Genomic DNA, 10,501 nt, shown 5'->3' on the forward strand with positions numbered 1-10,501 from the left:
AATGGATTTGGTCGCAGAACAGTAATTTTAACACAATAATACCCCTTAAGGGGTTATCAGTATCGATGCCCTTATAGGGCTTTATGCAAGCCTCCGGCTGGGCCGGAGGTCATGACTTTGCGCAACTATTTTAAAAAATGAGAAAATCTGTGCATCAAATCATAAATATCGGGTCACTGTGATATATCCTGCAAACTGAAAAAGATATCGCCTGGAGAAAAAACCTTTAAGCCTCTCCTCTTAAACTGATTTTATTTTTCCAAATACGGTTACCCTGGTGTGGACAAGATGAATGGTTGAAAAAACCCCTTCCTTGTATTAATGAATGTTATATCTTTCCCGAATTTAAATAAGTGGGGGATCGGGGAGTTTTACAATCTCTACTCAGTTCGACCGGAGAAACGCCCATTTGCCCGTATCAGCCTTAACAATCATTTTGAGAAACTGACGTTCGGCAGCTATCTCGCTCAGATTCGATTTGAACCAGCCCCAAGGGACAGAACCCCACGGCAGCGTTGATCGTCTCTGCCTGTATGGATTTAACTGAGAAGATAGGGGGCGTGTACAGAGTAATGGACTTATTTGTTAAGGCTGATACGGGCAAATGGGCGTTTCTCCGGTCGAACCTCTAACAATCATTAAAACTAAAACGGTTCACAAAAAAGACCATTGATAAAAACTCCCCAATCCTTCAAATAAGTTATAAATTTTGCCTATTGAGACCGGCTTTTTTCAGGTGTTTTTGGTTTTGCCGAGTCGACAGAAATAATGACCGGTATCTGTCTTCGCAGGTTCGTGGGTAAGTAGAGATCAGAGTGACGCCTTTAACCGAAGTGTATGTGCTGAAAAAGATTTCATGCAATAACCGATGAAAGTATAGAAATTATGAAACCAGTTGTCGCAATTGTCGGTCGCCCCAATGTGGGGAAGTCGACCTTTTTTAACCGCGTCACCCGGACAAGAGACGCCATTGTGGATAACTTTCCCGGAGTTACCCGGGATCGTCATTACAAAGATGCCAGCTGGAATATGGTAAAATTTACCCTGGTAGATACAGGGGGTTTTTCCGGGGGAGATGATTTCGCCGCCGAAATTCGTTTTCAGATCCACCAGGCCATAGAAGATGCAGATGTTATTATTCTTATGCTTGACGGCAAAGCAGGAATTTCTCCCTTTGATAAGGACATGATATCAATGCTCCGGGGGATTGCCAAACCTGTATTTTATGCGGTGAACAAGATAGACGGCCTGGAAAAAGAGGTAAATTTATACGACTTTTACAGCCTGGGACTGGATAAAATCTATCCCGTTTCAGCAGAACACAGATACGGGATATCTGATTTTCTTGATGATCTTGTTCTTGCCTTTCCCACCTCGTTACCGCAATCTTCCGAGGAGAAAAATGAGGATATCATTAAGCTGGCGGTTATTGGCAGGCCCAATGTGGGAAAGTCATCATTGATCAACCGTATTTTAGGTGAAGAAAGGCATCTGGTGAGCGAAGTTCCCGGCACCACGCGTGATGCCGTTGATTCTCTTTATACCGTTAATGAGAAAACGTATCTTCTTATAGATACAGCCGGAATCAGGCGCAAGGGAAAAGTATCGCAAAAAATAGAAAAATTCTCCATCATAAAAGCATTAAGGAGTCTGGACAGGTGTGATGTGGCGCTGGTGGTCATGGATACATCCGAAGGGATTACCGACCAGGATATAAATATTGCAGGCTACGCTTTTGAACGGGGATGTGGATGTATTTTGCTGCTGAACAAATGGGATAAGATTGAAAAGGACACCCATACAGCAAAAAAATATATTGAGGAACTCAGAATGCAGGCCAAGTTTTTAAGCTTTGCCCCAGTTTTGACCATTTCCGCTTTAACCGGCCAGCGGGTTCAAAAAATTTTTAAACTTGCCGGGGAAGTCCACAAGCAGTATTCTACACGAATAGGAACGGGCCGGCTGAATAAAATGATTGAGATGGCCCTTGAAAAAAACGAGCCGTCACTTTACCGGGGAAAGCGCATTAAATTTTATTATTCCACCCAAATTGCTGCAAAACCACCGACCTTTGTCTGTTTTGTAAATTATCCGGATGCGGTTCATTTTTCCTACAAAAGATATCTAATCAACCAGATCCGTAAGCAGACAGGGCTTGGAAAAACACCCCTGAGAATAATTTTTCGCAAAAGACAAGGGCGGAAGTGAAATGGACATATTTGAATACCAGGCCAAAGAAGCAGCCAGATCATCCATGCCCCTGGCAGAAAAAATGCGTCCTAAGAATCTGGATGAATTTACCGGGCAAAAACATGTAACCGGCGAAGGAACCCTGATTCGAAATGCCATTGAGCAGGATAGAATTTTTTCCATGATTTTGTGGGGACCTCCGGGTTGCGGCAAAACGACCCTTGCCAGGATTATTGCCGCAGAAACCAGTTCCTCTTTTACCCAGTTTTCTGCAGTGCTGTCCGGGGTGAAAGATATCAGATCTGTCATACAAGATGCAAAAAACAGGCTCAAGCTTTATCGAAAAAGAACAATCCTTTTTGTAGATGAAATTCACAGATTTAACAAGGCACAACAGGATGCCTTCCTTTATCACGTGGAAAGCGGTCTGATCACCCTCATCGGTGCGACCACCGAAAATCCATCCTTTGAGGTTATTTCTCCCCTTTTATCCAGATGCAGGGTCATTACCTTAAATGCGCTTTCAGCTGATGAAATCGCTGAAATACTTGATAGAGCCATTAAAGATAGCAAAAAAGGCCTGGGAGATTTGGGCCTTGTTTTTAATGAGGATGCCTTGGCCCATATCATTCGAATTTCAGACGGTGATGCGCGTATGGCACTTGGAAACCTTGAGATTGCCGCTTCTTTGATCGTATCTGAAAGTGAAGGTATAAAACAGGAAAAAAAGAAAAATATTACCATTGAAGATGTAGAAACAGCGATTCAACAAAAAGCGTTAATATATGATAAATCCGGTGAAGAGCATTTCAATATTATATCCGCTCTTCACAAAAGCATGCGTGGAAGTGATCCTGATGCGGCTCTCTACTGGCTTGGACGGATGTTGTCGGCCGGAGAAGACCCATTGTATATCGCCCGCAGAATGGTAAGGTTTGCCTCTGAAGATGTGGGAAACGCAGATCCTGGCGCGTTAAGGGTAACCATCGATGCCATGGAGGCTTTCCGATTTTTAGGCAGGCCGGAAGGAGAACTGGCCCTGGCTCAGGCCGCTGTTTATCTGGCTACGGCACCCAAAAGTAACAGCGTATATGCGGCCTATAAGAATGTAAAACAGGTGGTTAAAAATAAAGGGGCACTACCGGTTCCGCTTCATATCAGAAATGCACCCACCCGGTTAATGAAAGAGCTGGGTTACGGGAAGGGGTATAAATACGCCCATGATTATAAAGGGGCCTATACAGCTCAGGAGTATTTGCCGGAAAAACTGAAAGGGGGTCGTTTTTATGTTCCCTCCGAGAGAGGATATGAAAAGAAAATAAAGGAGAGACTCGAAAAATGGCGAGGGCGAAGAAAAAAAAGGCTAAAGGATTAGGGATAAAATGACGATATATATTCAGAGTTGAACACTAGATTTACCAGGTATGTAATGATGGATTCAATAAACAGCACCAGTTCGGCAAAATTATTTTCCGCCACCATACAAAATTCCACTAATCTTGAAAGTCTGTCCAACAGCGCACTTTCCAATGGAATCGATTTATATATTCAGAAAGATTATAAAGGCGCCATCAAGGAATTTCAAAGATCCATCGGCCTGGCACTGAATTCATCATATTCAACCGAAGCGACTGAATATATGGCCAATGCTTATTTAAAGCTAGATGATGCGGAAAATGCGATAAAGACTTACCAGAGGACAATCAGCTTAAACACCACTAATGATGATCTACACATTAAATTGGGAAATCTTTTTTACGCCCAGGAAAGATACCAGGAGGCTCAGAGCGAATATGAAAAGGCCGTTCAATTAAATCCAACTGCCGAAAGTCATTACTCACTGGGGCAGGCATATCTGGAAACGGGTCGCTATATGGATGCCCATACCCAGTTCGGCAAAGCTCATCGGCTGGCTCCGGAAAGTCCAAACGGCAAGTACGGAATCGGTCTTGCCTACAGCAAACAGGAACGTTATGAAGATGCGATTCGCATGTTTAAAGATGCAATTGGCAAAAAAAAAGACTTTTATGACGCCTATGCAGAAATGGGATATGCCTATGCCGATCTGGGGCAGATGGATGAGGCACAGAAAATTGTTGATTTTCTCGACAGTGAAGATTCCGGGCTGGCAGATATTTTGAGCGGCTATATGTACAAGGTTGATCCCCCGAAATTTTCTTTTGTAGATCCCACCAGCACGTTTTTGCGCACCATGCCCAGGAATACACTTCTATCCACTCTGGATGATTATCTGGCAAATGCCAATGCGTCTAAAACCTTTACCATGATATTCCAGTTTGACAAGGAGATGGACCGGGAGTCTGTGGAAAACAGATTAAACTGGACCATTAAACGGTCCACCGGAAGCGGGCCCGGAGAGGCATATAATTTCGGATTTACAGTTCCTGATACAGAGGTGACCATTTCACTATTTCCGGATAACGTCTATTATGATGCCAAATCCTTTTCAGCCACAGTTAGATTTACCATTGAACAAAACGAAAACGCCGATGGGACTATTGATCCCAGTCACATTGAATTTTCTTTCACAGGCAAAGATAAATACGGGTTGACCATGGATTCCGATTTCGACCAGGTCACCGGCTTTTCCGGAATTGCCTGATAAACTTTTAAGACTGCCTTGCTAAAATCGCAAATGATTCCTGCCCGTCTTGGCTGACAAATCAAAAAGTCTCATAATATCGTTGTCGTTTTCTTCTATTAGCTGGATACAGGCATCGACACATTCCTTACAGTACAAAATCTTCCTTCCATCGGCAATTTCAGCTTTTGTGTCATCAATATTGATGGCAGCTCGGTAAGGTCGGTGTGAGGACATGGCTTCAACCACATCGGATACACTTAATATTTTTGTTTCCAGTTCTAAATCGTCACCTTTTAATCCCCCGGGGTAGCCGGAACCATCCAGTCGTTCATGATGCTGCAACACAATAATGGAAACATCTTTACCCAAAGATTCGACAAAAGGGATATCCTTTATGATATCAAAGCCTGCCTGAGGATGTACTTTTATCAGTTGAGCCTCCAGATCTGTCAGTTCTGAAGGCTTGGTCAACAGCTCTACCGGAATGGCCACCTTCCCAATGTCATGCAAAAGCCCTGCCACATGGATGATCTTTAGTTCTTTTTCCGTTAAACCCATTTTTCTGCCTATGGCCATGGCCAGCAAAGCCACTCGATCCTGATGACCGGCGGTATAAGGATCCCGTTTTTCAGTAAGGAGACCCAGTGCTTTAACCGTTTCATAAAAGGTGGTGGTTAGTGCGGCAGTCCTTTCTCTGACCATTTTTTCCAGGGTTTTCTTTCTGCCGATGCGTTCCATTATAAGCTCGTGTCTTTCAATGCAACGCGTGATATTATGAATGAGCAGGCCAATATTAAGCGGTTTCATGATATAATCGGAGGCACCCAATCGAAGCGCTGTGATGATATCATCAGTGGTTCCTAAACCGGAGAAAACAATGACCTGAGTGGTGGGAGAGGCTTTTTTTACCAGTTTTAAAATTTCAATGCCGGAGAGGTCCGGAATATTGATATCGGTTAAAACGATGGACGGCTCTTTCCTTTCGAACAAATCCATCCCCTCTTCACCACTGGAAGCTTGATAGACATCAAAACCCTTTTTTCTCAAAAGGCTGCAGGTGGGTTCAAGTACCTCCTGTTCATCATCTATAACCAAGATTTTAATATCTCCATTATCAGCAGCCATGTTATTTTTTCCTTTTTTAATTTTTTAACATCATTCACATGATACTCTGGATTCAACACAACAAAGTATTTTCGATTATCCAACTCTTTTAGAGATTGCAGATTGATGAACTCAGTCATTAGCAGGGGATTTCAAAAATTACAAATAGATATTTGAGAAAAAAAGATGTTTACTCCAAAGCCCATTCCAATGCGCCACCTGATTTGCAATTGTATTTAGCGGTTAACAAGGGGTGAGCTGACGGATAAAATCCGCGGGTTGACTTTTAAAGCCAATGATGAGTAAAAACAGGCATGGGGATAGAAATTGAAAGAAAGTTTTTAGTGAAAGATGATTCCTGGCGGACATCTGCGGTTGGCAAAAAATACCATCAGGGATATTTGAACAGCCATAAAGAGCGGACAGTCCGTGTGCGCACCATAGACAGTAAAGGATATTTAACCATCAAAGGGATTGCCAAAGGAGCCGTCCGGGCGGAGTACGAATATGAAATACCGGTTGATGACGCACGAGAAATGCTGGACGGGCTGTGTGAAGAACCCCTAATTGAGAAAACCAGGTACAAGGTTGAACACCATGGATTTGTTTGGGAAGTGGATGTGTTCCATGGCGAAAATCAGGGTCTGATTATTGCCGAGCTGGAACTGGATTCCAAGGAGCAGAAGTTTGAAAAGCCCGAATGGATTGGTGCTGAGGTGACGGGAGATTCAAATTATTTCAATTCAAACCTGATACATCATCCATACAGTCAATGGTGATGATGGTATTGTTGACAGGATCTCTGTCATTAGACGGAGATGATTTTACAACAATCAAAATTAAGATTTTCTTGACTTGACACCCACCAACAATAATAGAACAAATAAATTTTGTTACGTTTAATCTCAATATATCAACAATTGCCTAAAAACTGTAATACTGAGAAAATCAGTAACTATATCTGAAAATTGACCCACCATAACATTAGGTATTCTTGCATATTTGACAAGTAACTAAAGTTCATGTAAATATTTGTACAAATTTATTAAATCCTGTCTTTCCTACTTTTATTCCTCAAATTTAAAATTGGACGGCATAACCATGGAATGTCCAAAATGCCAACAGCAGAATCCAGATGATGCTAAGTTTTGCAATAAGTGTGGAAGTAACTTAGTTGAATGCTTAGACATGTCAGGTGACTCTGGTGTGGTGGATAGCGAGCGAAAGCTCGTAACAGTTTTGTTCTCTGACATGACCGGTTACACAGCCATGACAGAGCGTCTTGACCCTGAAGAAGTCAAGGGGATTATGAGTCAAATATTCGGTTTAATAACTGAAGTTATAAAAAATTACGATGGGTTTATAGAGAGGTTCATCGGTGATGCGGTGATGGCGGTTTTTGGTGTGCCAAAAGCACATGAAGATGATCCAATCAGGGCAATAAGAGCTGCTCTGGACATACACTCAGCTGTTGAAGATTTCAGCCCTCGGTTTGAAGATAAAATTGGACGTTCTTTAACAATGCACACTGGCATCAACACTGGCATAGTGGTCACTGGAGAGGTTGATATAGAAAAGGGAACCCACGGGCTCACAGGTGATGCCATCAACCTCGCTTCACGCATTGAAGGCTTAGCAAAACCGGGTGAAATTTTGCTTGGTGAAAGTACATATCAACAGGCTCAAGGATACTTCAAATTCAAAAACATGGAACCGGCACAAGTAAAAGGGAAAACCGAACCTGTCCAGGCATATAAGGTTGTTTCCGTACTTGATCAAGAAACTGTTATTCGTCATCTAAATGGTGTACAGGCCGAGCTTATCGGCAGAGAAACAGAGATGAATCAACTATTGGGATCACTAGAGAATTTAAAAAATGGTAAGGGCTCTGTAATCTCAATCGTCGGCCACGCAGGAACTGGAAAAAGCCGTCTTATTCGTGAGTTTAAGACCTGTTTAGAGTTAGAAGAAGTGCAGTGGCGAGAAGGTCATGCCTATGCTTATACACAGAACATTGCCTACTATCCATTAAGCAATCTTTTAACTCACGCTTTTCGGATTAGAGAAGGGGATGACACGGACGAAATTGGGGAAAAAGTAAATGCTGGTGTGAAAGAATTGCTCTGGGATAAACCCGAGGCGAAAAAATACTTGGGTGGTTTGTTTTCCCTTAGTAATGCCAATATGGATGAAATGAGTCCCGAACTATGGAGAAAGCAGTTAAAAGAGTCCGCACATCAACTCCTAGAGGCACTGGCTAGCCGTGCCCCCACTGTAATTGTATTTGAAGACCTGCATTGGGCTGATGGAGCTTTCATTGAACTCCTTCATTTTTTGTTAAAAAACACCCATAGACCGGTATTGTTTATTTGTATTTACCGCCCATCTTTCACCCTTTTTTCAAAAGAAGAATATAACTCTTTGGCTTGGCCCCACCACAAGATAGAAATACATGATCTGACTTGGGATCAGACACAGTCCATGCTTCATTCCCTCCTTGACTCTCAAACCTTACCTGATGAACTGCGTTATTTTATCAAACAAAAAGTGGAGGGAAATCCCTTTTATTTGGAGGAAGTGGTCAATACCCTCATCGAAACAGGAATTCTCAAATCTAAGATTGGAGGTTGGATATTTAACCAATCTTTTAATTTAGCAAGCGTCCCACCTACTATACAAGGCGTCCTCACTGCTCGCGTTGATCGTTTAGAAAAAGAGCTCAAACGAGTTTTGCAGGAGGCTGCTGTTATCGGTAGGGCCTTTTATTACGAAGTATTAGCAAGAGTGACCGAACTATCCACAAACGTGGATGATTGCTTGCTAAGCTTGGAAAAACTTGACCTCATTCGGGCTCGCTCCAGAGAGCCAGACTTAGAATACATTTTTAAGCATGCGCTGACGCAAGAGGTAGTGTATAATGGTCTTTTAAAAGAGGAACGTTTGGAGATACATGCGCGTATTGGTTCGGTGATAGAGAAGCTTTTTGAAAATAGACTTACAGATTTTTACGAAACACTTGCCTTCCATTTCTATCGAGGCAAACGCATTCCCAAAGCCTTGGAGTATCTAACAAAGGCCGGGAAAAAAAGCTTGAAAAGGTATGCAGTTGAAGAAGCACATCAACATTATCGGATGGCTTTCGACCTTCTTTCAAAAATGCATAACCGATCTACAGCAGACAACGAACTGTTGATTGGTATTTTAGTAGATTGGGCATTGGTTTTCTATTACCGGGGTGACTTTAGAAAACTTTCAGAACTGCTCATCAGTTACGAAAAGGTGGCCAATAGTCTACCTGATAGTAAAGACAAGGGTATGTATTATGCCTGGGTGGGTTTTGCACTCGACAATAGATTTGAGCCAAAAAAATCCTATCAATATCTCCAGAAGGCTTTGTACATGGGTGAAAAAATTAAAAGTGATTCGGTCATTGGATATGCCTGTACATGGTTGACGTGGAGTTGTAGCAGTTTAGCATTTTTTGAAGAAGCAATTGAGCATGGTAATAGAGCACAGAAAATTGCGCACCATTTAGAATCAGATACCTATATCTATTTTAAATCTTTAGCCGGAATGGGTGTCGCTTATTTCTTCAAAGGAGAATCCGAAAATGCTATTAAAATTGGACAGCAACTTCTTAAATATGGAGATGATCATGCAAATATTAGATGCCAGGCCATAGGTTATTACATTATGGGCTATGGCCATTGTGCCGGAGGTAACTTTGCCAAGGCTATTGAAATATCTGAGAAATCGATTCAATGTGCAATTGATCCTTTTTACACTGTTATCCCTAATTTAGTGGCGGGCTTTTGCCATATGTTAAACAATCATTATGAGGAAGCAAAAAAACATTTTAACAAAATTATATCGTTCAATAAGAAAAGAGGAATAGAGTTATTGGGAATTCCGGCACAGGCATGCCTATCCGCCATTTCCGTTGCCGAGGGGCAAATGCATATCGGTTTTAACAAGCTCAGAAATATCCAAAAAATTTGTATCAAAAAGGAATATAGGAATTTAGGGGTAATGATTGAACACATCATCGGGAAAATATATTATGAAATGATTGCTGGGCCTAAACCGAGTATCGGTAAGTTAATCAGAAATATTGGTTTTCTTGTAAAAAATTATCCATTTGCGGCAGGAAAGGCTGAAGCGCATTTTAAGAAAGTAATTGAGTTCGCAAAAGTTATGGGAGCAAAGGGTACTTTGGCACAAGCTTATCTAGATTTGGGCCTTCTACATAAGAAAAAAAACCAAACTGATCTGGCTAAAAAATGCCTTTCTGAATCTATTCACATTTTTGAAAAATGCGGATCGGAGGCGTATGCAAAACAGGCAAAGGAGGAATTAGCCTCTTTATCTTAGACAGCTTTTTCTTTTCAGGATTTTACTATACACAGTGGTTGCACATATCCGTGTGATGACTTTGCTATCTGTGATAAATCAAAACCTTTTTAGAGTTATTAAAATCTGACATATCTATTTAGAGTTTTATCCATAGTCCCGGCGTAGACGGATCTCAGGTTACAAGTTTATCCTATGCGTTTCCACTCGATTATCAGATGAAGATAATGAATGAGGGATTATTGATAAAAC

The 10,501-nt window shown here is 41.7% G+C and carries 6 protein-coding genes; 5 read left to right on the forward strand and 1 reads right to left on the reverse strand.

What is annotated here, in order from left to right; all coding sequences use genetic code 11:
- Positions 1-885 precede the first annotated feature (885 nt).
- From der to SWH54_14125, 3 genes are read left to right on the forward strand one after another with little or no spacing between them, the layout of a single operon-like run.
- On the forward strand, positions 886-2,208 hold the full coding sequence (der, locus tag SWH54_14115) for a ribosome biogenesis GTPase Der (protein MDY6792392.1): 1,323 nt from the start codon (positions 886-888) through the stop codon (positions 2,206-2,208).
- Position 2,209: 1 nt separating this feature from the next.
- Positions 2,210-3,565: a replication-associated recombination protein A gene (locus SWH54_14120; protein MDY6792393.1), complete on the forward strand. Its 1,356-nt coding sequence runs from the start codon at positions 2,210-2,212 to the stop codon at positions 3,563-3,565.
- 54 nt (positions 3,566-3,619) lie between these two features.
- Positions 3,620-4,813, forward strand: coding sequence for a tetratricopeptide repeat protein (locus tag SWH54_14125; protein ID MDY6792394.1), 1,194 nt, complete (start codon positions 3,620-3,622; stop codon positions 4,811-4,813).
- A gap of 21 nt (positions 4,814-4,834) precedes the next feature.
- On the opposite strand, the gene SWH54_14130 is transcribed toward SWH54_14125, so the two are convergent.
- Complete coding sequence (locus SWH54_14130) at positions 4,835-5,920, reverse strand: response regulator (protein ID MDY6792395.1); 1,086 nt, start codon at positions 5,918-5,920, stop codon at positions 4,835-4,837.
- 293 nt (positions 5,921-6,213) lie between these two features.
- Here SWH54_14130 and SWH54_14135 point away from each other — a divergent pair, with 293 nt between their 5' ends.
- On the forward strand, positions 6,214-6,678 hold the full coding sequence (locus SWH54_14135; protein MDY6792396.1) for a CYTH domain-containing protein: 465 nt from the start codon (positions 6,214-6,216) through the stop codon (positions 6,676-6,678).
- A gap of 322 nt (positions 6,679-7,000) precedes the next feature.
- Positions 7,001-10,270: an adenylate/guanylate cyclase domain-containing protein gene (locus SWH54_14140; protein ID MDY6792397.1), complete on the forward strand. Its 3,270-nt coding sequence runs from the start codon at positions 7,001-7,003 to the stop codon at positions 10,268-10,270.
- Positions 10,271-10,501: the final 231 nt, after the last annotated feature.

The sequence above is a fragment of the Thermodesulfobacteriota bacterium genome (genome assembly GCA_034189135.1).
Taxonomy (GTDB): domain Bacteria; phylum Desulfobacterota; class Desulfobacteria; order Desulfobacterales; family JAUWMJ01; genus JAUWMJ01.